Origin of the sequence: Sphingomonas turrisvirgatae (genome assembly GCF_001721295.1) — a bacterium.
Taxonomy (GTDB): domain Bacteria; phylum Pseudomonadota; class Alphaproteobacteria; order Sphingomonadales; family Sphingomonadaceae; genus Sphingomonas; species Sphingomonas turrisvirgatae.
The window spans coordinates 1-24,422 of sequence record NZ_MDDS01000037.1 but is presented as its reverse complement, the minus strand read 5'-3'; the positions used below and the strand labels follow the sequence as shown (position 1 = coordinate 24,422).

21 protein-coding genes and 1 tRNA gene are annotated in these 24,422 nt (G+C 65.2%); 11 read left to right on the top strand and 11 right to left on the bottom strand.

Translation table 11 applies throughout. The annotated features are described in order from the left end of the window. On the top strand, positions 1–1,108 hold a 1,108-nt coding region (locus tag BFL28_RS13960; protein ID WP_338152255.1), incomplete at its 5' end, for a DUF2332 domain-containing protein. 1 nt (position 1,109) lies between these two features. On the opposite strand, the gene BFL28_RS13955 is transcribed toward BFL28_RS13960, so the two are convergent. The 3 genes from BFL28_RS13955 to BFL28_RS13945 are packed head-to-tail and all read right to left on the bottom strand — an operon-like array spanning position 1,110 to position 3,238. Then, entirely contained in the window at positions 1,110–1,994 is an 885-nt protein-coding gene (locus BFL28_RS13955) for an alpha/beta fold hydrolase (RefSeq protein WP_069321164.1), read from the bottom strand. 60 nt (positions 1,995–2,054) lie between these two features. Continuing rightward, positions 2,055–2,957 (bottom strand): pirin family protein, encoded by a 903-nt coding sequence (locus BFL28_RS13950; RefSeq protein WP_069321163.1) that lies wholly within the window; start codon positions 2,955–2,957, stop codon positions 2,055–2,057. Then, positions 2,954–3,238 (bottom strand): BolA family protein, encoded by a 285-nt coding sequence (locus tag BFL28_RS13945; protein ID WP_069321162.1) that lies wholly within the window; start codon positions 3,236–3,238, stop codon positions 2,954–2,956. The genes BFL28_RS13950 and BFL28_RS13945 overlap by 4 nt, the downstream gene beginning before the upstream one ends. 36 nt (positions 3,239–3,274) lie before the next feature. Between BFL28_RS13945 and BFL28_RS13940 the strand changes: the two genes are divergently transcribed. Beyond that, positions 3,275–3,877, top strand: coding sequence for a J domain-containing protein (locus tag BFL28_RS13940; protein WP_069321161.1), 603 nt, complete (start codon positions 3,275–3,277; stop codon positions 3,875–3,877). Here BFL28_RS13940 and BFL28_RS13935 read toward each other — a convergent pair. From BFL28_RS13935 to BFL28_RS13910, 6 genes are read right to left on the bottom strand one after another with little or no spacing between them, the layout of a single operon-like run. Next, positions 3,874–4,551 carry a dihydrofolate reductase family protein gene (locus BFL28_RS13935; RefSeq protein ID WP_069321160.1) on the bottom strand — a complete coding sequence of 226 codons (678 nt, stop codon included), beginning with the start codon at positions 4,549–4,551 and terminating at the stop codon, positions 3,874–3,876. The two genes, BFL28_RS13940 and BFL28_RS13935, sit on opposite strands and share 4 nt — an antisense overlap. Continuing rightward, complete coding sequence (locus tag BFL28_RS13930; protein WP_069321159.1) at positions 4,548–5,339, bottom strand: VOC family protein; 792 nt, start codon at positions 5,337–5,339, stop codon at positions 4,548–4,550. Before BFL28_RS13930 ends, BFL28_RS13935 begins: the two co-directional genes overlap by 4 nt. A gap of 13 nt (positions 5,340–5,352) precedes the next feature. Further along, a complete protein-coding gene (locus tag BFL28_RS21810) occupies positions 5,353–6,078 on the bottom strand; it encodes a DUF1428 domain-containing protein (protein ID WP_069321158.1) in 726 nt (241 codons plus the stop codon). Between the two features lie 10 nt (positions 6,079–6,088). Continuing rightward, entirely contained in the window at positions 6,089–6,727 is a 639-nt protein-coding gene (locus BFL28_RS13920) for a glutathione S-transferase family protein (RefSeq protein ID WP_079247165.1), read from the bottom strand. Next, the gene (locus tag BFL28_RS13915; RefSeq protein WP_069321156.1) at positions 6,727–7,212 is read right to left on the bottom strand and encodes a VOC family protein; all 486 of its coding nucleotides are present in this window, start codon (positions 7,210–7,212) and stop codon (positions 6,727–6,729) included. The genes BFL28_RS13920 and BFL28_RS13915 overlap by 1 nt, the downstream gene beginning before the upstream one ends. Before the next feature lie 22 nt (positions 7,213–7,234). Further along, positions 7,235–7,678 (bottom strand): VOC family protein, encoded by a 444-nt coding sequence (locus BFL28_RS13910; RefSeq protein ID WP_069321155.1) that lies wholly within the window; start codon positions 7,676–7,678, stop codon positions 7,235–7,237. 89 nt (positions 7,679–7,767) lie between these two features. Here BFL28_RS13910 and BFL28_RS13905 point away from each other — a divergent pair, with 89 nt between their 5' ends. The 7 genes from BFL28_RS13905 to BFL28_RS13875 all read left to right on the top strand — a co-directional run bounded on the left by BFL28_RS13905 (position 7,768) and on the right by BFL28_RS13875 (position 16,009). Continuing rightward, a complete protein-coding gene (locus tag BFL28_RS13905; protein ID WP_069321154.1) occupies positions 7,768–8,490 on the top strand; it encodes a winged helix-turn-helix transcriptional regulator in 723 nt (240 codons plus the stop codon). Between the two features lie 63 nt (positions 8,491–8,553). Then, positions 8,554–9,558 carry a cobaltochelatase subunit CobS gene (gene cobS / locus BFL28_RS13900; protein WP_069321153.1) on the top strand — a complete coding sequence of 335 codons (1,005 nt, stop codon included), beginning with the start codon at positions 8,554–8,556 and terminating at the stop codon, positions 9,556–9,558. Between the two features lie 9 nt (positions 9,559–9,567). Next, complete coding sequence (gene cobT, locus BFL28_RS13895; RefSeq protein WP_069321152.1) at positions 9,568–11,400, top strand: cobaltochelatase subunit CobT; 1,833 nt, start codon at positions 9,568–9,570, stop codon at positions 11,398–11,400. After that, positions 11,397–11,675, top strand: coding sequence for a ribbon-helix-helix domain-containing protein (locus BFL28_RS13890; protein ID WP_069321151.1), 279 nt, complete (start codon positions 11,397–11,399; stop codon positions 11,673–11,675). The genes cobT and BFL28_RS13890 overlap by 4 nt, the downstream gene beginning before the upstream one ends. 49 nt (positions 11,676–11,724) lie before the next feature. Then, on the top strand, positions 11,725–14,127 hold the full coding sequence (locus tag BFL28_RS13885) for a TonB-dependent receptor (protein WP_069321150.1): 2,403 nt from the start codon (positions 11,725–11,727) through the stop codon (positions 14,125–14,127). Between the two features lie 81 nt (positions 14,128–14,208). Beyond that, positions 14,209–14,892: a Fe2+-dependent dioxygenase gene (locus BFL28_RS13880; protein WP_069321149.1), complete on the top strand. Its 684-nt coding sequence runs from the start codon at positions 14,209–14,211 to the stop codon at positions 14,890–14,892. Between the two features lie 13 nt (positions 14,893–14,905). Next, complete coding sequence (locus BFL28_RS13875) at positions 14,906–16,009, top strand: PepSY-associated TM helix domain-containing protein (RefSeq protein WP_069321148.1); 1,104 nt, start codon at positions 14,906–14,908, stop codon at positions 16,007–16,009. Between the two features lie 170 nt (positions 16,010–16,179). Here the strand turns inward: BFL28_RS13875 and BFL28_RS13870 are convergent, their stop codons facing one another. Next, on the bottom strand, positions 16,180–20,796 hold the full coding sequence (locus tag BFL28_RS13870; protein WP_069321147.1) for an NAD-glutamate dehydrogenase: 4,617 nt from the start codon (positions 20,794–20,796) through the stop codon (positions 16,180–16,182). Positions 20,797–20,897: 101 nt separating this feature from the next. Next, positions 20,898–22,187: a PAS domain-containing protein gene (locus BFL28_RS13865; RefSeq protein WP_069321146.1), complete on the bottom strand. Its 1,290-nt coding sequence runs from the start codon at positions 22,185–22,187 to the stop codon at positions 20,898–20,900. Between the two features lie 174 nt (positions 22,188–22,361). Between BFL28_RS13865 and BFL28_RS13860 the strand changes: the two genes are divergently transcribed. Further along, a tRNA-Thr gene (locus tag BFL28_RS13860) sits at positions 22,362–22,437 on the top strand. 391 nt (positions 22,438–22,828) lie between these two features. Further along, positions 22,829–23,983 carry a hypothetical protein gene (locus tag BFL28_RS20770; RefSeq protein ID WP_131818657.1) on the top strand — a complete coding sequence of 385 codons (1,155 nt, stop codon included), beginning with the start codon at positions 22,829–22,831 and terminating at the stop codon, positions 23,981–23,983. Positions 23,984–24,422 lie beyond the last annotated feature (439 nt).

The following is a 24,422-nucleotide window of genomic DNA, read 5'->3' as shown; positions in this document are numbered from 1 at the left end:
GGGGGTGGGCGCAACAAGGGGCGGGGAGAATCGCATGACCGACCTGATGGCGAGCGATGATGTGCGCGGCGCGTTTGCGAACCAGATCGCCTATTGCCGGGCGAACGAAGCGCCGTTGACGGCACGGGTGGTCGAGGCGGTGCTGGCCAATATCGATGCGCCGGGCGCCTTTGTCGCGGCGTTGCGCGACTGGCCGGGCAAGCCGGTAGCCGATGCGCTGCCGCTGCGCGCGGCCGGGGCATTGCATGCGCTGCATCTGAGCGGGGCCGAGCCGACGCTGGCGCCGCTCTATGCGCAGGATTCGGCAGCGTTTGCCGATGCCGAGGCGCTGGTCGGCACGGCCATCGCGCGGCACGATGCGGCGTTGCTGCCGTGGCTGGACGGTCCGCCGCAGACCAACGAGGCAGGCCGGTCGGCCAGCTACGCCGCGGCGCTTGCCTGGCTGGTCGCGCACGGGCTGTCACCGCGGTTCGAAGGCATCGAGATCGGGTCGAGTGCGGGCATCAACCTGATGATGGACCGATACCGCTACGTGCTGGGTGGTGTCGCAATGGGCGCCGCGGAACCGGCCATGACGATCGAGCCGGCGTGGCGCGGCCCGCCGCCACCCCATGCAAGCTGGACGATCGAGACGATGCGAGGGTGCGATGTCGAGCCGCTTGACCTCACCGATGCCGGGCAGCTGATGCGGTTGCGCGCCTATGTCTGGCCTGAGCATCGCGTGCGGTTCGAGCGGCTGGAGCGGGCGGCGCAGGCGGCGCGCGAACGGGCGCCCGATCTGGTGCGGGCCGATGCCGCCGAGTTCGTGGCGGAGGCGCTGGCACGGCCGCAGGCGGCTGGGACGACGCGCGTGCTGATGCACTCGATCGTGTGGCAGTATCTGGGCGCGGAGCGGCAGGCGGCGATTACCGAAACGATGGAAGCGGCGGGGGGCGCCGCGACGCCGGACCGGCCGCTGGCATGGATCGCGCTTGAGACGAATCGGGCGACGTTTCAGCACGAACTGACCGTTCGGCACTGGTCAGGCCGAGGGAGGGAGGACGGCGCGCCGGTGATGCTGGCGCACGCGCACGCGCATGGTGCGTGGGTCGAATGGCTGGGCGCTTGAGCTAATCCAGCCAGTCGAGCATTGCGGCGCTGACTTCTTCGGGCGCTTCCCAGGTAACGAAGTGACCGGCGTCGATCTTCCTGACCGAAAGGTCGGGAACCACGGCGTCGAGGCCGTCGAGCTGAACCGGCAACAGCGCCTTGTCCTGTGTGCCCCAGATGACCAGCGTCGGTTGTGTGATCGGAGGGAAGGGCGCGTCGAGGAAGGCGGGTCGATTGGGTGTCTCGTCCATCGCCGGCACCTGAACCGCGCTGGCGCGGTACCAGTTTAGCATGGCGCTCATCGCGCCGGGCTGGCTCCATTCGTCGAGATAGGCGGCCTTGTCCTCGCCAGCGACGGCACGGGTCAAATGCTTGGCAAAGGTGCTGCCGAAGAACTTTTCGAGGCCCGCGCCGGTCAGCCCTTGATCGATGCTCGTGTCGCGGAAGAAGCGGATATACTGGCTGGCCTTGCGCTGATCCATGTCGTCGAACAGCGATTTCTGGAAGACGAACGGGTGGGGGGCGTTGACGATGATCAGCCGCTCGATGCGATTGGGATGCTGCAGCGCGGCCATCCAGGCGACCGCGCCGCCCCAGTCGTGGCCGACCAGTGTGAAGCGATCCTTGCCGAAATGAGTCGCCAGCGCGAGCAGATCGGCCACGGGCTTGTCGGTGGTGTAATGCTCGACGCCTTCCGGCTTGGACGAGCGCGCGAAGCCGCGCTGGTCGGGCGCGATGACGAAGAAGCGTGTCGCCAGCGCCGGAATCTGATGCCGCCAGGTGCGGTGTGATTCGGGAAAGCCGTGGAGCAGGACGATCGCCGGCGCTGCAGGGTCGCCGGCCGTCGCGACGTCGAGGTCGACGCCGGTAGGCAGCGCAATGCGTTGCAGTTCGAACCCGGCCATCCGACTCTCCCCTGACTTTCGAACCTAGGGTATGGTGGCATGGCCGGGCTGGCAAGAGGGTCAGGGGTAGCTGACGGTCTTGGGTACCTCGGGGATCGGGATGAACTCCTTGTCGTCGCCTGGCACTTTGGGGAACAGGCCCGCCTTCCAGTCGGCCTTGGCCTGATCGATCCGGCCCCGATCGGACGAGACGAAGTTCCACCACACATGGCGCGGCGTGGCGAACGCCTCGCCGCCGCACAGCATGACGCGACCACCGGTGGCCGAGCGCAGCGTCGCGACGGCGCCGGGTTTCAGCACGTAGAGCACTTGCGGCTCGAGCGTCATGCCGTCGATCGTCGCTTCGCCGACCGCAAGATAGATGGCGCGCTCGTCCGCTTGCGAGTCGATCGGCACGCTGCCCCCGGCGTCGAGCACGACGTCGGCATAGATGGTGCCGGCATAGGTGGTGGTCGGCGCGGTTGCGCCCCACAGGCTGCCCATGATGATCCGCGCCCTGGCATTCGCGCTGTCGATCACCGGCAGGTCGGCCTTGGCGACATGTTCGAACGCCGGATCGATCTCTTCATAGCGCTCGGGCAAGGCAAGCCAGGTCTGGATGCCGGACAGTTCGGGGCCGGCGTCACGCTCGGCCTGGGGCGAGCGTTCGCTGTGCACGATCCCGTTGCCCGCGGTCATCAGATTGACTGCGCCCGGCTCGATCGTCGCAAAGGTGCCAAGGCTGTCGCGGTGATCGATCGCGCCGGCGAACAGATAGGTGACGGTCGCAAGGTTGATGTGGGGATGAGGACGCACGTCGATCCCGGTGCCGGTCTCGAGATGCGCGGGTCCCATCTGGTCGAAGAAGATGAACGGGCCGACCATCGTGCGTGGGCGCGAGGGAAGCGTGCGGTGAACCTTGAACCCGCCAAGGTCGTGGCTGGTCGGATGGATCGTCTGCGTGAAGAGATCGTCGGTCATCATTCCCCCGGGGCGGTGGCGCGGATCGCCATGGCGTGGACCTTGTGTTCCATCAGGTCACCAAGGGCGCGGTTGACCATGCGCTGGCGCTCGACGCGCGACTTGCCGGTGAAGGCAACGCTTTCGACCACGACGGTGAAGTGCGATTCGCCGCTGCCATCATCGCCCATATGGCCGCGATGCTTGGCGCTGTCGTTGATCACATCGAGACGGGATGGGGCGAGGCCGGCCGTAAGGCGAGCGGTGATTTCCTGGGCCACGAGGCCGGTAGAAGTGTCAGTCATGCCGACTATATAGGCTGTTTTTGCGCAGGATTTTAAGTGTCGCGTGAACCCAGGAAGGACCGGCTCAATTCGCGTTTCCACGGCCGGGTGGAAGCGCCCGGCCGGCTTTGCGCAGAGCCGGGGTGCGAGGAAGCGGGCGAGTTCCGCGCGCCGATGGCCGGGCCGCGCGCGAGTGACCAGCCGCCGCAATATCGCTGGCTGTGCCTCGATCATGTTCGCGCATTCAATACGAGCTACAACTTCTTTTCGGGCATGACGTCCGAGGAGATTTACGAGGCGCAGCAGCCGCTGTCGGGCTGGGAGCGCGAGACGCGCGCCTTCGCGTCGACCGGCGGTGCCGACCGGCCGCCGCGCTGGGCGGATTTCAACGATCCGCTGGATGCGATCGGCGCACGCTGGCGCAATGCGATGCCGGCCGAGCGCAAGGACGGCAAGCCGCTGTCCGGCCGCGACCGCGAGGCGCTGAAGGCGCTGGCGCTGGAGGTCGATGCCGATCGCGGCGCGCTGCGCCGGCGCTATTCGGAGCTGGTGCGCAAATACCATCCCGACCGTAATGGCGGCGATCGTAGCCACGAGGGCGCGTTGCAGCGCGTGATCGAGGCGTATCAGCAGCTCAAAAGCTCGCCCGCCTTCGCCTAACCCTCCCGCTGCCAGCGCTCGCGCCGCGCCTGTTCCTGACGGCTGGCTTCGGCTTCGCCAAAGCCGCCGGTCTCTACCGGACCGGAGGGTTCATAGGTGGACATGACAATGCCGGTGCTGCCGGTACGCTGTTCGACCAGGCGCCAGGTACCGGGACCGCAATCGTCGCCGAGCAGCCGCTTACCCTGACCCAGCACGACCGGCGCGGTCATCAGCACCAGCCGATCGATCAACCCGCGCTGAAGCAGCTGAGGATATAGGGTCGAGCTGCCCTGAATGACGATATCGGGACCTTCGCCAGCCTTGATCGCGGCCAGCGCGTCGAGATCGGCCACGCGCTCACTGTTGTTCCAGTCGAGCGGCAAGTCGCTGCGTGTCATCACATATTTGCGGCACGCGTTGAACGGTTCGGCGATATCCGGCGCATTCTGGTTGAACGGCCAATAGGCCGCGAAAATCTCGTAGGTCGCGCGGCCGAGCAGCAGATCATAGGGCGGGGTAAGAACGGTTGCGATCTGATTGCCGAGCGCTTCATCCCCGAGCGGCGCGAGCCAGCCACCGAAGGGAAAGCTGCCCCGGCGATCTTCCTCCGGCCCGCCGGGCGCCTGCATCACCCCATCGAGGCTGACAAAGGCCGCGCCGATGATCCGTCGCCCGTTGCCGGAGCCAGTCATTGCGGTGCCACCAGCCCGAAGACGGCGCCGTGCGGATCGGCGGCGTGGAACACGCGCTCGCCGCCGGGGACTTCCATCGGATCGGACAACGGCGTGCCGCCCAGTTCGCGCACCTTCGCGTGCGCTGCCCCGATATCGGGTACGCGGAAGTAGAAGGTCCAGCCGGTGGGCTGATCCGCCTTCTCGCGCGGCATCATCGCGCCCCAGGCCGCGTCCATCGCGTCGCCCGCATCCTTGCCGCGCAGAAAGCTGTATTCGCCCCATGGCATCGGCATGCCGCCGGCCTTTTCCCAGCCGAACGCCTGTTGGTAGAAGGCGTAGCCGGCCGCGGCGTCGCTGGTCTGGAGCTCGTTCCAGCTGACATGCCCCATGCCGGTACGGGCATAGGCGTTGCTGTCCTCCGGGCTGGACCCGCGCATGACGTAGAAGACAACGCCTTGCGGATCGCTGACCATGGCGAAGCGGCCGGTACCGGGAATGTCCGTCGGCGGCACATGGATCGCGCCGCCGGCTGCAGCAATCGTCGTTGCGCTCGCATCGACGTCGTCGACGCCGACATAGCCGAGCCAGCCGGGCGTCGCGCCGCCCTGCTGCATTGCATCGCTGAGCGTCAGCATGCCGGCGATGTCACCGTCCGCTGCGTGGACGATGCGATATTCGGTGTCGCCGGGCATCATCGAGTCCGCATCGATCGTCCATCCGACCACGCCCTCGTAAAAGGCGCGCGACGCCTGCGGGCCGGGCGTCATCAGCTCGTACCAGAGCCAGCTGCCGTGGGGGTTGGCCATCGCCGGTCTCCCCTTAGTCCTGCGCGGTGTCGAGGATGGGCACGAAGCCGCCCCACATCATCCGTTTGCCGTCGAAGGGCGGCTCGTGTTCGTGCAGCGTTTCATCGGCCATGATTGCAGCCCAGGCGGCGTCGCGGGCCGCTTTGTCGGGCCATTCGATCCAGGCATAGACGACGCTCTCGTCGTCCTGCTTGTGCGTGGCGCGGTTGTAATCGGTGACCTTTCCGTTGGTTACGTCGTCGCCCCATGCCTCGACCACGCGCAGCGCGCCGTGATCCTGGAAGCTGGTGGCCATTCGCGCCGCCAACTCGCGATACGCTTCCTTCTTGGCGGTTGGCACCGGGAGGACATAGCCGTCGACATAGCCAGGGGCGGTGGCGCCGGTCCCAGCCTCGACGATCTTCTCGAAGCCTGCATAGATCATACGCGTGGCGTCGAATGGGCAATCCTGCATCATCTGGGTCGCGGCGGGATCGTTCATCATCTTCTCGCCGGCCGCGTCGCGCGTGGCGCGGTCGGGATATTCCAGCCAGCTGAACAGCAGGGTCTCGTCGGGCTTGAGGTTCACCGACTGCTTGAGGTCGTTGAGCTTGCCGTCCGGTACATCGTCGCCCCACGCCTCGACGAAGCGGGTCGCGCCAACGCCCTTCAACATCTCGACCGCGCTCTGGGCGTGCCGACGATATGCCTCCTTGTTGGCGGTGGGGACGGGGGTAAGGAATCCTTCGACATAGGTCATGGCTCTCTCCTCAATAATCCGCCGGCCAGTCGAACGGCGTGTGTTTGCGATAAGGGCGGGCTTCATCGATGACGCGGGCAAAGGACGGGCGCGCGCGCAAGCGTTCGAAATAGCCTGCAAGGCGCGGGCGGTCGCCAATTGATTGCTTCAAATTGGCGTAGAACAATGCCGGACCGGCGGTGCAATCGGCGAGGCCGAATTCGTCGGCCAGCCACGCGCGACCGTCGAGCTGTGCTTCGAGAAAATCATAGGCGGTGGCGATGGTATTCAGTTCCTTTGCATTATCGACCGCAAAGCCCGTGAAATGCGCGCCGACCATGCGGGCGAGCGGATCGGCGATATAGCCGTCGATCACGCGTTCGAGCATGCGCGGCTCGAGGGCTGCCATGCGCTCGCTCGGAACCAGTGGCGCACGCGTCGGCGCCAGCGTGTCGAGATACTCGATGATCACGCCGGACTCGCCGAGCACGCCGACATCGCTTTCGAGCACGGGGAACCTGGCGAACGGCCAGATCGCGGCCAGTGCCGCGCGCTGATCCGGTTCACCCAGGTTCACGCGGCGCCGCTCGAACGACAGGTCGTGCTCGTACAGGGCGATCAGCACCTTCTGGCAATATTGCGCGAAGGGATGGTAGTGGAGACGCAGCATCAGGCCCGGCCAGCCGCCGCGGCTTCGATGGCGGCGATGTCGATCTTCTTCATCGTCAGCATCGCTTCCATCGCGCGCCTGGCGCTGACCGGATCGGGGTTGTCGTAGTTGAGCTCAAGCAGTCGCCTGGGCGTGATCTGCCAGTTCACACCCCATTTGTCCTTGCACCAGCCGCACTGGCTTTCCTGCCCGCCATTGCCGACGATCGCGTTCCACAGCCGATCGGTCTCGGCCTGATCCTCGGTCAGGATCATGAAGCTCACTGCTTCGGTCTGCGGAAAGATCGGGCCGCCGTTGAGCAGGATATAGTCGTTCCCGCCCAGGTGGAATTCGACGACGATGACGTCGCCGGCCTTGTTGCCCGGCGTATCGGCGGGCGTCGCCTGAACGCGGGTGATGCGACCGTCGGGCAGGAGCGTGACGTAGAAGTCGGCCTGTTCGCGCGCCGCCATGTCGCTCCAGATGCAGGTGGTGATCTTGCTCATCCGCCCTCTCCGTTGGTGTGGATCAGGCCGGGTCGTGCGCCGGGCCGTCCGGGAACGCGGCCATGGCGGCTGCCATGTCCATGAACATCGGTTCATAGACATGCCCGTCAGGATCCTCGAAACTGCGGCCGTACATGAAGCCCATGTCTTGCGGCTCGCGGATGTCCGCGGTGCCGCCGGCCGCGGCCGCCTGTTGCGTGATCGCATCGACAGCCTCGCGGCTGTCGAAGGACAGGCACAGCAGCACTTCGTTTGTCTTTGCCGAATTCGCGATCTGCTTGTGCGGGATGAAGGTGCGATAGAAATCGCGGCTGAGGATCATGACCGTGATCGTGTCCGACCATGTCATCGCGCTCGCCATTTCGTTGCTGAAGCGCGCGTCCCTGGTGAAGCCGATCGCTTCGTAGAAGGCGGTCGATTTCGCGACGTCGGCCACTGGCAGGTTCACGAAGATCATTTTCGGCATCGCTGTCCTCCAAGGGTGCGATCGGGAAACGGTGAGGTTCCGAATCGCTTCCTTGATCTTGATGCCGCGGCAAGTTATCAAAAGCAACCATGAAGTTAGAAAAACTGACTGAAAATGCCGAACGCATTGAAAACGCGTCCAAAAAGGCAAGGCGACGCTGGTATGACGATGCCTGTGGCACGGCGCTCGCGCTGGAGTTGGTGGGGGAGCGTTGGGCGCTGATGGTGGTGCGCGAACTGATGTTCGGGCCGCGCCGGTTCGGGGAAATCCGCAATGCGCTGCCGGGCCTCAGCGCAAACGTGCTGACGCAGCGGCTGGAGGGGCTGGAGGAATCGGGCATCCTCAAGAAGCGCAGGCTGCCGCCGCCGGCCAATGCCCAGGTCTATGAGCTGACACCCTGGGGCTATGAGGCGGAGGTAGCGTTGCAAGTATTGGGTCGCTGGGCGGTGCGCTCGCCCGAGCATGACCCGACGCTGCCGTTGTCGGCTGCTTCGATGATGATGTCGCTGCGCACCATGCATAGCACGCAACTGGCTGGCGACCTCGACTTCACGATCGGGTTCCGCATGGGTGAGGGCGACGAGTTCCTGGCGCACTACAGCGCGCGGGGCATCGACATCGCGCGGGGCGACGCGAGCGGGGCCGACGTGATCCTGGCCGGGCCGCCTCCTGCCGTGGCCGGGGCAGTCTATGGCGGCGCGCTGGCGAAGCTCGAAGCGCAGGGTATTTTGTCGGTGGAAGGGGACCATCGGTTGGCGCAAGCGTTTGTCGGACGCTTTCCCCTGCCGCCCAAGTGGACCAACGATGCCTAGCGTCTCGACTTCGCATCTGCACAAGCGCTAGGGACGGACCGACTCTTCGTTAAGGCGCGACGCATGACCGATATCCCCAACACGCAGCCCGACAGCCGGGAGACCACGATCCTTGACGCGCCGGACAAGACGGTCAGCGTGCGCGACGTGTTCGGGATCGACATCGACATGGAAGCACCCGCGTTCAGCGAGGCGGACGAGCGCGTGCCGGACCTGGACCCGGCTTACGTCTTCGACGCCGATACGACGCTCGCGGTGCTGGCGGGCTTTGCGCACAACCGCCGCGTGATGATCCAGGGTTATCACGGCACGGGCAAGTCATCGCACATCGAACAGGTCGCCGCGCGCCTCAACTGGCCGTGCATCCGCATCAATCTCGACGCGCATATCAGCCGCATCGACCTGATCGGGCGCGACGCGATCGTGCTGAAGAACGGGCAGCAGGTGACCGAATTCCGCGAGGGGCTGCTGCCCTGGGCGTTGCAGACGCCGACCGCCTTGGTGTTCGACGAATATGACGCTGGGCGGCCGGACGTGATGTTCGTTATTCAGCGCGTGCTGGAGACGGAGGGCAAGTTGACCTTGCTCGACCAGAATCGCGTGATCCGCCCGAACCCGTGGTTCCGCCTGTTCGCGACCGCGAATACGGTCGGCCTGGGCGACACCAGCGGGCTGTATCACGGCACGCAGCAGATCAACCAGGGGCAGATGGACCGCTGGAACATCGTCGTCACGCTGAACTACCTGCCCGCCGCGACCGAGGCGCAGATCGTGCTGGCCAAGAGCGGCGAGTATGACAAGCCGGGTGGCAAGCAGCTGGTCGAGAACATGGTGCGCGTCGCCGACCTGACGCGCCGCGGCTTTATCAACGGCGACATTTCGACCGTGATGAGCCCGCGGACCGTCATCACCTGGGCGCAGAATACCGAGATCTTCAAGGATCCGGGCTTTGCCTTCCGTCTCTCGTTCCTGAACAAGTGCGACGAGGCGGAACGGGCGCTGGTCGCGGAATATTATCAGCGCGTGTTCGGCAAGGACCTGCCCGAGAGCGTCGTAGGAAAGGCGTAAGCCGCGCCGATGGCGAACGAGTCGCCTCTCGATCAATTCCGCAACGTGCTGGCCGGCACGGCGCGGGCGATCGCGCATGAGGCGGAGGTCGAGCTGGCCTTCACCGCCGATGCGCCGGTGCAGTCGGGACGGCATATCAAGGTGCCGATGCCGGGCCGCGCCCTGGCGGCCGAGCAGGTGGCGGAGGCACGCGGCTTTGCCGACGGGTTCGCGCTGCGCATGCGGCTGCACGACAATGCGACGCACCTCAAGGCCGCGCCCAGAGAGGCGGTGGCACGCGCCGTATTCGACGCGGTAGAGACGGCGCGCATCGAGGCGCTGGGATCGCGCGGCTATGCCGGCATCGCCGACAATCTGACTCGCGCGCTCGAGATGAAGATGCGCTCGGACCCGATCAGCCGGGCGCGGACGCGCGACGAAGTGCCGCTGTCGACCGCGATCCAGCTGCTGGTGCGCGAGCGGCTGACCGGACAGGAAGCGCCGGCCGATGCGGCGCTGGGCTTGGCGCTGGTCCGCGACTGGATCGAGGACAAGGGTGGCGCGGATCTGGACGCGCTGAGCCTTGCCATCGACGATCAGGCGGCCTTCGCCAGGCTGGTTGGCAACCTGCTGGAAGACCTTGAGCTGACCGAGGGCGAGCTGGTCCCCGACGAGTCCGACGAGGGCGGCGGCGAGGATGAGGGCGCCGAGGAGCAGGAAGAAGAGCAGGACCAGGAAGGCGAGGAGCAGGGCGAGACCGGCGACAGCGAAGTCGAGGCGCGCGGCGAGCAGAGCGAAAGCGAGACCGAGCAAGGCGAGGACAGCGACGAGCAGTCCGGCGAGTTCGACGATGCCGAGGGCGAAACGGGGGACGATGGCGACGAGGGCATGATGCCCGTCCGCCCCAATCGACCGTGGTCGGACTTGCCGCCGCAGTTCGAATATGGCGCGTTCACCACGCAATATGACGAGGTGATCGCCGCGACCGAGCTGTGCGATACCGAGGAGCTGGAGCGGCTGCGCGCCTATCTCGACAGTCAGCTGGTGCACCTGCAAGGCGTGGTGACGAAGCTGGCCAACCGGCTCCAGCGCCGGTTGATGGCGCAGCAGAACCGCAGCTGGGACTTCGATCAGGACGAAGGGCTGCTGGATGCGGCGCGGCTGGCGCGCGTGGTCATCAACCCGATGCAGTCGCTATCCTATAAGGTCGAGAAGGATACCGAGTTCAAGGACACGGTCGTCACCTTGCTGATCGACAACTCCGGATCGATGCGCGGGCGACCGATCAGCATCGCGGCGATCAGCGCCGATATCCTGGCGCGCACGCTGGAGCGCGTGGGCGTGAAGACCGAGATCCTGGGCTTTACCACCCGCGCGTGGAAGGGCGGGCAGAGCCGCGAGAAGTGGCTGGCCGAAGGGCGGCCGCCGCAGCCGGGGCGGCTGAACGACGTGCGGCACATCGTCTACAAGCAGGCGGACGAACCGTGGCGGCGCGCGAAGAAGTCGCTTGGCCTGATGATGCGCGAAGGCCTGTTGAAAGAGAATATCGACGGCGAGGCACTGCTCTGGGCGCACCAGCGGCTGATCGCGCGGCCCGAGGATCGCAAGATCCTGATGGTCATCAGCGACGGCGCGCCGGTCGACGATTCGACGCTGAGCGTGAATAGTGGCTCGTATCTCGAACGGCATCTGCGGCAGGTGATCGGCTGGGTCGAGCAGCGTTCGCCCGTCAGCCTGGTCGCGATCGGCATCGGGCACGACGTCACGCGCTATTACGGGCGGGCGGTGACGATCATGGATGTCGAGCAACTGGCCGGCACGATGATCGAGCAGCTCGCTTCGTTGTTCGACCTGGAGACGTGATCGAGGCGCCGCCGGGTGGTTTTGTCGGGCCGGTCAAGCGGTCGATCACCATTGCAGGTCATGCGACCTCGATCAGCCTGGAGCCGGCCTTCTGGACCGCGCTGGAAGAGGCCGCCGCCGCGCGCGGCCTGCCCCTCAGCGCGCTGGTCGCGCAGATCGATCATCTGCGGATAACCGCTGACGATCCACCCAATCTGGCGAGCGCGGTACGCCTGTGGCTGTTCGCGATACGACAGAACTGCGACAAAGTTGAAAATGATTCGCAACAGCGTTGACTCTGCGAGTTAGTAGCAATAGCTGCTCCACAAACAGAGGGGGCAGATTATGTCGAGTTTGGAACAGCGCAGCGTGCCGGCGTATCTGGGGCTGGCCGCGATCGGGTTCATCGCAAGCGCGCCTGCATTGGCGAATGACGGCAAGGACGGTGTGGCCGAGCCGGGGCAAATCGTCGTCACCGGTCAGAAGGAAGGCGAAGTCGAAAGTCCCAAGGCGACCGCGCCGCTGCTCGACACCCCGCAAACCGTCACCGTCGTCAGCGATCAGGTCATCCGCAAGCAGAACCTGCAGACGCTGCGCGATGCGTTGCAGACAATCCCCGGCATCACCTTTGGCGCGGGCGAAGGCGGCGGCGGCTATGGTGACTCGATCAACCTGCGCGGCTATTCCGCCAACAACGACCTGACGATCGACGGCGTGCGCGACAGTGCGCAATATACCCGCACCGACCCGTTCAACCTGCAGCAGATCGAAGTCTATAACGGCTCGAACTCGGTCTTCAACGGATCGGGCTCGGTCGGCGGAACGATCAACCTCGTTACCAAGGCGCCGCAGGCCGACAGCCTGACGATCGTGCAGGGCAGCGTCGGTACCGATGATTACTGGCGCGGCGCGATCGATGCCAACCAGCGGGTGAGCGACCTGATCGCCGTACGGCTGAACGCGGCCTATCACCGCAACGACGTGCCGGGCCGCGATGTCGAGAAATACGAACGCTGGGGCGTCGCACCGTCGATCACCATCGGGATCGACGGACCGACGCGGCTGACCTTGTCCTATGTCCACCAGGAGGACAGGAATACGCCGATATTCGGTGTGCCCTATTTCCAGAGCCTGGTGAATGCCGGGCCGCTGCCCGACGTCGATCCCGGCGATTATTTCGGCATCGCCAATCTGGACCGGCAGGACACCACGATCGACCGGCTGACCGCGATCTTCACGCACCAGTTCAGCGAAGCGCTGAGCGTGCGGCACCTCAGCCGCTGGCAGCGTGTCGAGCAGGACAGCGTCACCAGCGCGCCGCAGGGTACATTCTGCCTTGCCAGCACGGGACGCCAGCCGGTCGGCGCGACCGGCGCCGCGACGCAGGGTCTTGCTTGCCCCGCCGGCCTGCTGCCCGGCCAGTACCAGCCGTCCGGCCCGCGCGGGCTGGTGCGCGACCAGGAAAATCAGCTGCTGCACCACCAGACCGACTTCCGCTTCGTCGCGGGCGAGAAGGGCGGGCTGCGCAATACGCTGGTGGTCGGCGGCGCCGTGACGATCGAGGATTATGCGCTCACGCAAGCGTCGTTGCCGCGAACGGCAGCGGGCGCGGCGGTAACGCTGCCGGCGATCAGCATCGCCAATCCCGATACGGTCTATGCCGGGCCCGTGAACTACACCGTCACGTCGCAGGCGCGCAGTTCGATGCGCAACCTGGCGATCTATGCCTTCGATACGCTTGAGCTTGGCGCATTCGAGCTGAACGGTGGCGTGCGGTGGGAGAATAATCGCGGCCGCTTCCGCAACCTGCCGCTCGCCGTCTATCCGCCTGGCACCACGCCGCTGACGGCGGCGCAGCTGGCGGTGCAGACCAGCGACGAGGACCTGTTCTCGTACCGGATCGGCGCGGTGTTCAAGCCGGTCGAGACGGTCAGCCTCTATGCCGCCTATGGCAATGCGTTAACGCCTTCATCGGCGACGGTGCGCCTCGGCTGCGGGGTGATCGCGGCGCCCGGAGCTGCCGATCCGTGCGCCGTCGCACCGGAAAAGGCGCGGACTTACGAGATCGGCGCCAAGGCCGACCTGTTCGGGCGGCGGCTGCAATTGACGGCGGCGGTGTTCCGCAACGAGCGGAGCAATTTCCGCGTGCCGTCCAACGATCCCAGCCAGCCCAGCGCGCTTCAGGTGCTCGACGGCCGCGCGCGGGTGGATGGCTTCAGCCTGGGCGCGAGCGGGAACATTACGCCGGCCTGGACCATCTTCGCCAACTATACCTATCTCGACAGCGAAGTGCTGCAGTCGGTGTCGGACTTCTGCCTTGCAACGCCGGGCGGCAGCGGATGCGGCAACAGCACCGCCATGCGCGACGTGCAGGCGGGGCAGGAGATGCTGCAGACGCCAAGGCATTCGGGCAGCCTGTTCACCACGGTTAAGCTGCCGTTCGGGCTCGAGATCGGCTATGGCCTGACCTATCAGGGCGACTTCGCGCTGAACAACCGCGTGCTCGGTCCGACCGGGGTGGTGACGCCGCAGTTCCGTGCGGACGATTATCTGATCCACCGCGCGTTCCTGTCCTATCCGATCACGCCGGGCTTGACCGCGCAGATCAATATCCAGAACCTGACGGACGAGCTCTATTACACGGGCGTGCGCAACAATGTGAATGCGACGACCGGCGCGATCAGCGGCGGCTGGGCCACCCCGGGCGATCGGCGTTCGGCAGTGTTCAGCCTGTTCTATAGCTTCTAAAAGGGGGCGGGCGCGGGGCCCCTGGGTCATCGTCGCCCGACCCGAGACCCGCGTCTCAAGTGATCGCAAGGGACGGGCGGAATGATGATTGCCATACCCGATCTGCTCGATGCCGGCGCCCTCAGCCGCATCAGGCAGATCATCGACCATGCGGAATGGATCGACGGCAATGCGACGTCGGGGCCGCAATCCGCGCTGGCGAAACGCAACGAGCAACTGCCCGAGGGCAGCCCCGCGGCACGCGAAGCGGGCGGGATCGTGCTGGACGCGCTCGGCCGGTCGCCGCTGTTCTTCGCGGCTGCGCTGCCGCTCAAGGTCTTTCCGCCGCTGTTCAACCGCTATGGCACAGGGCAGAGCTTTGGCACGCATGTCGACAATGCGATCCGCATCCAGCGCGGCAGCGACTTTCGCATTCGCAGCGACCTGTCGGTCACCGTCTTTCTGGAAGATCCGGGAGCCTATGAAGGCGGCGAGCTGGTGGTCGAGGATCGCTTTGGCGCGCAGCAGGTCAAGCTGCCTGCCGGCCATGCGGTGGTCTATCCCTCGTCCAGCCTGCACCATGTCACCCCGGTGACTCGCGGCCTGCGGGTGGCGAGCTTCTTCTGGCTGCAGTCGATGGTGCGCGAGGCTGAGGCACGCGCGACGCTGTTTGACCTCGATCAGACCGTGCAACGGCTGACGGCACAGCTGGGCGGGGAGGATCGATCGGTGATCGAACTGACTGGCATTTATCACAATCTGCTGCGGCGCTGGGCCGACGCGTGAGGGCGGATCGGGAATGAACAAGGTGAAACTGCGCAAGCTGTGGTTTCAGATCCATAAGTGGCTCGGGCTGGTCCTGGCGATGCTGATCATCCCGATCTGCGTGACCGGCGCGGCGCTGGTGTGGCACGATCCGCTGGAGAAATGGGTGTATCCCCAGCGCTTCGCCGTAAGCGGGCCGGCGACGCTTGGTCCGGAACGCTATGCCGATGCGGCGCGCGCGACCCTGCTGCCCGGCGAGCGGCTGACGCGCCTGATGATCCCGGGTGGGGCTGGCGAGCCGGTCGAGGCCTGGTCGGTCGAGCCCGCGACAGGCGAAGGGCGGCCCGAGCGCAGTCGCATCTTCCTGGACCCGGCGGACGCGCGGCTGATCGAGAAACACCGGATCAGCAGCGGCATCTTCCAGATCATGCATGTGATCCACGGATCGCTGATGGTGCCGGGGGCCGGTCGGCAGATCGTCGGCTGGATCGGCGTCGCGATGACGATCTCGTCGCTGACAGGCCTCTGGCTGTGGTGGCCGATCATGGGCAGCGTACGCCGCGGCTTTCGTTGGAAGCGGCATCCCAATATCGACACCAACCTTCATTATCTGCTGGGCTTCTGGATTTCGCTGCCGCTGTTCGTGCTGTCGGTGACCGGCGTGTGGATTTCATTCCCGTCCTGGTTCGCAGGGTTCGACGGGCCGCCGCGCGGGGCGCAAGGACAGGGGCGGGCGGCGATGATGCGGCCAAGGCCACTGGAGATGCCGGCAACGCCGCTGGCAACGGCGATCGAGCGGGCGCGCAGTGCCGCGCGGGGGGACTTGCGCAGCGTGACCTTCCCGACCGATGCCGCGCCCGAATGGGTGATCGATCTGGCGGCAGGAACGGTCAAGGCGAGCGTCAAGGTTGCCGATGCCGACGGCGTGGCCAAGGTGACGCCGCAGCGCGAGCAGCGCGAGACGATCGCGCGGACCATGCGCCGCATCCATGACGGTACGGGCATGCCCTTATGGTGGCAGATCCTGGTATTCCTGGGCGGCGTGCTGCCCGCGATCCTGGCAATGACCGGGATCATCATGTGGTGGCGTGCGCGTCAGTGGCGGGCGAAGGTGACGAAGCGGCGGGCGGTGGCGTAGGACCCGCTGGGCGTCAGCCGCACCGGGTCACCGCAGCCGACGCCCCATGTCGCCACACCGGCAACAGCCGGGATTTCGTGCGGCTCCTGTCCCGCGCCATCGCCTGAGACCCGGGCCTTCGCCGGGGTGACGAAGTGGGGCCTGCGACTACGGGTGCGTTGGGTGCGGAACTACCGCCCCAGCAGCACCCGAGCCTGGCCGGCAATCTGCGCCAGCATCGCCGCATTGGGTGCCGGTGCCTTGCGGGCGCGCTCGACGACGGCGGCGAATTGCGCGACGCGGGGCGCCTGCGCCGTCAGCCATGCATCGACATCGGCGCGCGGATCCTTGCCCTGACTTTTGGCGAGGAACTCCAGCCGCAGCTGCTGGAAATCGCGCGCGAGGCTCGCAATGAGCAGCCGTTCCCACGGGTCGCCGGCGACGATGCGCGCGGCCACGGCCTGTGCCCAATCGAGGCCGAGCGCCTGACCCAGATGGGTGAAGGCGTCGGTCAACTCGGTCTCGTCGATCTTGCGACGTTGGCCGAGGTCCGCGAGCCCGACGGCGCCGTCCAGCTCGAAAATGCGCACGATCTTGCCGGCAAGCTCGGCGGGAGCGCCCGCTTCTTCCAGCTTGGCTGCGATGCGGCTCGATTGCGCGCGCGCCTCCGCCTTGAGCAGCATCTTGGCCTGTCGGTCGAGAGCGGCGATGCCGGGCTGAAGCCGCGCGAGGATTTCGCCGACGCCATCGCCGGGTCGTGCAACCCGCAGCAAATCGGCGATTTGCGAGCGCGTGGCGACTGCGACCTCGTCCAGCAGCGCAAGCCGCGCCCCTTCGCTGATCGGCGCGGTTTCAATCGCCTGCCAGATTGCCGGCAGCCCGAACAAGCGCTCGGCCACCACGAACATCGCGGCGATGTCGCGCAGCGAGGCGCCTTCCTCTTCGGCAAGTTCGAACGGGTGCAGGACGCCCAGACGATTGACGATGCGGTTGGCCAATTTGGTCGCGACGATCTCGCCGCGCAGGCGATGCTCCTCGATCGCCTTGCGGAACTTCGACTGCATCGCGGCAGGGAAGGCGGCGAGCAGGTCGGGCAGCAGTTCGGGGTCGGTGCCAAGGTCGCCATGCTCGATCGCGTCCTGCAGCGCCAGCTTCGACGTCGCCAGCAGCACCGCGAGTTCCGGCCGAGTGAGGCCGCGGCCTTCCTGCGCGCGCCGGAGATATTCCTCGTTCGACGCCAATCCCTCGACCGCGCGGTCGAGCCGACCGGATGCTTCCAGGATCTCGGTCAGTCGCACGAAGCTCGGCACCGCGACCGGGCCGTCATTCTCGAGGAACGATAGCGCGAGCGTCTGCAGGCGGTTATCCTCGAGCACCAGATGCGCGACATCGTCCGTCATCGAGGCGAGCAGGGTGTTGCGATCGTCCATCGCAAGCCGGCCTTCGATCACTTCGCGGTTGAGCGCGATCTTGATGTTCACTTCGTTGTCGGAACAATCGACGCCCGCCGAATTGTCGATGAAGTCGGTATTGCTGCGCCCGCCCCGCATGCCGAACGCGATGCGTGCGGCCTGAGTGACGCCAAGATTGGCCCCTTCGCCGATCGCGCGGGCGCGAAGGTCCTCGGCATTCACACGGATCCGATCGTTGGCCGGGTCACCGACCTCGGCGTTGGCTTCTGCCTGAGCCTTCACATAGGTGCCGATGCCGCCGAACCAGACCAGATCGACCGGCGACTTGAGGATCGCGGAAATGAGCGCGCCGGGTTCGATTTCTTCGGCATCGATCCCCAGCACCGCGCGGACTTCGGGCGAAAGCTTGATCGTCTTTTCGGTGCGCGCGAAGACGCCGCCGCCCGGCGAGATCAACGCCGGGTCATAGTCCGCCCAGCTGGAGCGAGGCAGCGCGAACATCCGGGCGCGCTCTTCCCAGCTTCTTGCCGGATCGGGCGAGGGGTCGAGGAAGATGTGGCGGTGATCGAACGCGGCAACCAGCTTGATCGCCTTGGACAGGAGCATGCCGTTGCCGAACACGTCGCCCGACATGTCGCCGCAGCCCACGACCTGAATGCTCTGGGCCTGAACGTCGATCCCCATTTCGAGGAAGTGACGTTGCACGCTGATCCAGGCGCCCCTGGCAGTGATGCCCATAGCCTTGTGATCGTAACCGACCGAGCCGCCACTGGCGAAGGCATCGCCCAGCCAGAAGCCTCGTTCGATCGCGATGGCATTGGCGACATCGCTGAACGTCGCGGTGCCCTTGTCGGCGGCGACCACGAAATAAGGGTCTTCGCCGTCATAGACGACGACGCCTTCGGGATGCACGACCTGACCCGCGACGATGTTGTCGGTCACCGACAGCAGCGAGCGGATGAAGATGCGGTAGCTTTCCTTGCCTTCATCGAACCAGGCGTCGCGATCGGTCGCCGGGTTGGGAAGCAGCTTGGGGTAGAAGCCGCCCTTGGCGCCGGTCGGCACGATGACTGCGTTCTTGACGCGCTGCGCCTTCATCAGGCCCAAAATCTCGGTGCGGAAATCGTCGCGCCGGTCGGACCAGCGCAGGCCGCCACGCGCTACCGGGCCGGCGCGCAGGTGAATACCCTCGACCCGCGGCGAATAGACCCACATCTCGCGCCACGGCAGCGGGGCGGGCAGGCCGGGTATTTTCGCGCTATCGAGCTTGAAGGCCAACGCTTCGGCGGCAGCCGGGGCGAAGGCATTGGTGCGAAGCGTCGCGCGGATCACCCCGGCAATCGCGCGCAGGATGCGGTCGTCGTCCAGGCCGCTGACCTGATCGAGACCGGCGGCGATGGCGGCGTCGGCGGCGTTGACCGCAGCCTCGCTGTCCTCGCCGCGCGCCGGATCGTGCGCGGCGGCGAAACGCTCGACCAGCGCATTGGCCATCGCCGGCGCACGGCGCAGCGCTTCGACCACCGTGGCAAGACCATAGGTCAGGCCTGCCTGTCGCAAGTAACGGAACCAGGCGCGCAGCAGCACGACGGACGCGGGCGCAAGGCCCGCCTCCACGATCAGCCGGTTGAACGCGTCGTTTTCGGCGCGCCCTTCCAGTACTGCGGCAATCGCAGCCTCGATCACCGCGATCTCGCCCTTGAGGATGCCGCCGGCGGCGAGTGCGACCTCGAAATCGTGGATATGCACTGCCGCGTCGCCACTCAGCGCAGTCGGCACTTCCTCGATCACGCGGAATCCGAAATTCTCGAACACTGGCACGGCGTCGGACAGCGGCAATGGCGCGCCCAGGCGATACAGCTTGATCCGCAGCCGGGCACCCTGATCGAAGATGCGGACTGACCGCGACCCTTCGTCGCTCAATGCGGCGATGCGCCCGATATCGCGCGCCGCTTCATCCGCGGCGTTGGTGTTGCGATAACCGAGCGGGAAGCCGCCGGCGTAGCGCAGCGCGAGGCGCGTCGCGCGGGTAGGGGCGGTGCCACTTTCGATCAGCGCCGCTTCCACCGCTGGCAACCAGCCGCGCACCATCCGCTCGAGTTCGTCGTCCAACGTGGCGGGATCGGGCATGCGACCCTCACCGCGCAGGTCGAGTGTATAGCGCAACAGCGCCACGGGCCCGTCGTCGAGCGCGATCGACCAGCTGAGCTGGTGCGCATTCGCGGCCCTGGCCAGCATCTCGCCGATCGCCAGGCGACGGCCGGTCGACACATCGTCGCGCGGCAGCCACACGAAGGCGAACAGGTGGCGACCCAATGTGCTGCGGATCAGCACCAGCTTGGGCCGGGGGCGATCGGTCACCGACATCGCGGTAAGGGCGATCTGCTCGAGCGCTTCGGGCGGGAAGGCGGTGGTGAGGTCGTGCGGCAGTCCGGCCAGCGCGTGCGCCAGCGCCTTGCCGGTATGTCCCCGGGGGTCGAACCCGAACTTGCTCTCCAGCGCGGCGATCCGTGCGCGCAGTACCGGCACCTCCTCAGGCGAGGCATGCAGCGCGGCGCTGGTCCACAGGCCGGCGTGGATCGAAAGGCCGGTGATCGTCGGTCCGTCACGAAGCGGGACTAGCACCAGGTCGAGCGGCGCACGGCGGTGAACGGTCGAGATGAGGTTCGACTTGAGCAGCAGCGGCGCCTGGCCGCCCTGCTCGAACCAGTTAACCGCAAGCTCGCGCGAGGCCTCGGCCAGGATTGGCGCGTCGAGCGTCTCGCGGCAGATGCCGGCCGCGTCGGCGACCGTGCCGTCGCGCTGCCATTTCTCGTGACCGACGAGCGTCATGCTGCCGCCCTGGAACCAGCGCAACAACGCGGCCCCTTCAGGATCGGCGATGCGGTTGGCGTCCTCGCTCATCGCGCGGCGCAGTTCCGGCCAGTCGGTCACTGCGGCGCGCACATGCGTCAAGTTGCGTTCGAGATCCCGCACGAGTCCCGCGCGATCGCGCGCGTCGGCCCGCTCCATCTCGATATAGATCATCGATTCCTTGCAACCGCCGGTTCCGATGCCAGCCAGCGCGCCATCGCCCGTGCGCTCGACCGCAACCACGGGATGGATCAGGCGGCGGATCGCGATGTCATGGGCGGCAACGGTTGCGGCGATCGAATCGACAAGGAAGGGCATATCGTCGTTGACGACGGCGAGACGCATCGAGCGGCTGTCGCCATCCACGCCGGATTCGAGTGCAATCCCCGCCACACCTGGCGCGCGAGTCGCCGCGGTCTGCGCGACGAAGCGGGCGGCAGCAATCCGTTCGGCATCGCCGAACCCCTCCAGCTCGCCCGGCAGGGCACCATCGGTGAGGCAGCTTTGCAGGGCCTCGGCGAGCGACTTGATCGGCGTCTTGCTCATGGCCCCGCGCTATGCGCCCGCGCGCCGCAAGGCTCAAGGGGTGGTGCAGAGAAAAGTATCAACTGCGACTATATTGCAGCGTTTGCGGCGCAGCATTCCAATCAGGCAGCGGCTTTTCGCATGGCCCGCTCGGCGAGTTGCGCGTCGTCGTCCAGCTTGGCGACGATATCGACTTGGCCGTCGCCACGCGCGCGGGCGAGCAGCACGACGAATTCGCTGTCGCCGGCATCAATTGCGACCTGACCCAGCGAGGGGCGGTTGCGTAGTTCGGCCCGTGCGCGCTCGAACTTGTCGCGCTGCGGCTTGGGACGGCGCAGCGCACGTTCGGCCTGAACGATCGCCTTGATGCCGCCCGGTTCGGCGGCCAGGAACGACTCAAGCCCGCCTTCGGTCACGCCGCTGCGTCGCGCATGCGTCATGACCGTGGCGAATTCGGTCAGCCGCGTCTTGTCGTAATCGACGCCGAAGACGAGCTTGGCGGCGGCGGTCATCGGCGCGCGCGCCTGGGCCACGATCCCTGCCTCTGCCAGCAACTCGCCATAAGCCGATGCATCGCGTTCGGCGGCGCAGGCGAAGTCAAAAGCGCGCGACAGTGCTCGATAGAGCGAGGCACGGCTGCGCGTATCGGCCGCGCGAGCCGCAGCGGCACTCTCGCGCGCAAGCATCAGCCGCCCGGCGAGCGTGTCGGCACCATGCGGCGGCACGACGATGTCGTCATGCGGAATTTCAGGCTCCGTGGGATCATCCGTGGCGATGCCCCCGCTCGGACCATCGGCCCAGACCGGCGATGCGGCAAGCACCGGGGCAACGCGGCGTGCTTCCTCGACCTCGCGCTCCAGCTTCGCCTGGGTTGCGGCGTCGACCATCTCCTTCCAGTTGATCACGCCATAGATGAAGTCGATCGTGTCCTCGTCCGAGGAGTAGGGCATCAGGATGCCGCGATAGAGCGTGTTGTGCCCGCGCTGACCGACGAACTCGGCTTCGAAGCCGATCGGCGCGCGATTGGCGATGATCTGGAGATAATGGTCGGTCAGCCGCGACAGCAGCGATCGGCTCGGAACCTCGGCGACATGGGTGATCGCGGCCGTGACGCCGCATTCCTCGCGTAGTGACGCGCCCAGGTAACGGATTGCGGGATTCTCGATCCCGCCGCTGAAGTCGAGCAGCACGCTGTGTGGACCGAAGTCGGCGATGCTTTCCGGGTCGAGATCCTCGATCGAGGGATAGGCGCGTCCGCGCAGCAGCGAGACCCAGTGATTATAGGCGCGCACATGCATTCGGCGTTCGTCGGTGCCGATCGTCGGCCGGGGTTCGCTGACCCCGGCATGGTCGATGCCATCGTCGTGCGAGCCGGTATCGATCCGGTCGTCAAGTCCGCGGGCGGTATCCATGCGTATGCTCCACATGAGGGCCGATGCCCTCGAACATCCCGAGTCTGCACATGCCATGGTAAACACGACGTAAAGCCGCGCTGCGCCCTGCCGCACGATCGGCGCGATCGCGCTTGTCAGGGGCGCAAGAGGCTGATAAGCGCCGCCACCTTCCCCGGCGACACCGCCGGGCGCGCCGCTTTAGCTCAGTTGGTAGAGCATCGCATTCGTAATGCGGGGGTCACAGGTTCGAGTCCTGTAAGCGGCACCACCTACTTTATGGCGTAGAAACAAGGACAAGCGGGCGGTGCCTTGCGGAAGAGCGTTCGGCTGTGGGTACTGCGTGGGGCGCTTGATGTAGGAAAAGCGATGCGACCCACGCTATACCTTCCCCAGGCCGGACGGATTGGCAACTCGCATTGGGAGGCGATCCCCGCGTTGTCATGCTGGTACTGCCGCTGTTCGGACTGGATCGGATGGAAGACGCTTCCGCTTATGCGATCGCAAGCGACTATCGCTTCCACTCTTACGGGAATGCCTCGCTGCCGCTTTCGTGAGGTGCATTCCGGTGGGCACAGGATTAGATGCTTCTAGTAGTGGTTGAAAGGTCGCTGTCGGGCATGCAACGTGGATCAACCGACTTGGCAGGATGAGATCGTGGCATGACTGCTTGGCTTAATACAAACGCTCCGCAAGAGACTGGCGGAGGCGCTTGGCCCGGCATCATTGCTGACACTATTGCTACTCGAGATCTTCCAAAAACGGCCGAGTTTGCAGAGTTCAAGCCGGTTACTCCTAGCACCGCAAGCGATGAACTCGACTATTCTAAATCTACTACCTTTCTAAGGCGCAAGATAGCCATCGTTGGAAATTTTGCATGCACCCTTGCGGGGCACAGTGAGCACATTTCAACGGTATTGAAAGAAGCGCGTTTTAAGATAGATGATGGTTTGAACGGCGCTGATTTCGCCTCTTGGCTATGCGAGGCTGTAAATAGATTCAACCAAAGTTCTAAGCTCTCTGGGCGGAGAGGTGTAATTGAACTCTGCGGAGTAGTTCCAGAGCCAGGCTCCTTCGTGACGACGGTTTTAACAAGCTACCCAGTGGAAACAACGCAGTTTGGGATGTGTCACTTTGGAGGAAGCGGAGCCGAGGAACTGAAGGCTCACGTTCTACGCTTGGATGGAAAGTCGACTTTTTCTAACAAGTCTGGTTACTGGCGAACGCATGAACTGGGCGTATTGTTGAATGGGCAAAGGTTTTTTGAGGAGATAGGTGGGGGAACCGCTCCCCACTGGGGAGGCTGCTTCGAGTCCGTTTGCTGGTCAGGGAAAAGTAAAGGGTGGGAATGGGGACCGTCCCAGCTTCATATGTCTGCCTTCGCTGCGACATGCGGGCCACATGCAGGACATGTGAACCTTACAAATCGAGGATTTGCCTACGATCCTCAAGGTAGATTTGCAAGATTACTCTCTTATCACAATGCTCTCCCTACTGGTAGCGCAACCCAGTGGATTATTCATGATCTACTGCAGGAAAATCTAGAGCCTGATGTTGGAATTGAATACTGGTCGAAATGGAAAGCGGATGTAATTACGCTTACCGTTGGAACTTTGTTACCAACAAGGAAGATCAATGTCAGCAGTCATTACTTAGATTGGAGCGATGTGTTTTGGGAGTTTTCCGGCGATAGATTCGGTATTAGCCCAAAGGTGAGCGCCCTTGATCGGGTTTCAAAGTCGATAATGGATCGCTACGGTATCCAGTACAAAGGACCTTCAACTCAGGGATTCGGTCTTCGTAGAATGGAAAATTAAGTGGGGCGACTCAGCCGTCTGACTTGAGCTGTCGGCTGCGACGCTGAACGTTAGCACGCGCCCGTTGAGTCGCCTTCTGATGGAAGGCTAGATAACGAGGCGCAGTCACCCTTGCGATCCCTGTCCAGCCCGACCATGTGGCTACTGCGTGGGCGGCTTGAGTAGGGAATGGGCCCGACCCATGCTACACCTCGCTGCGCAAGTGGGACAAACACGACAGTCCAACTCAGCCAATGCTCGCAGGCCCTGATCTTCGAATGCTGCACATCTCATTCGCAGTGCTAACGCTCTTGCGCGCGCTGGTACTGTCAGGGTGACGTGACCCCCGTTTCTTCATCCAGTTGGAACTAGAGACCGGCCCCTACAAGGGACGGACAGATGAAGCGGAAGCAGTTTTCGGAAGAGCAGATTATTGGCATCCTGAAGGAGGCTGAGGCGG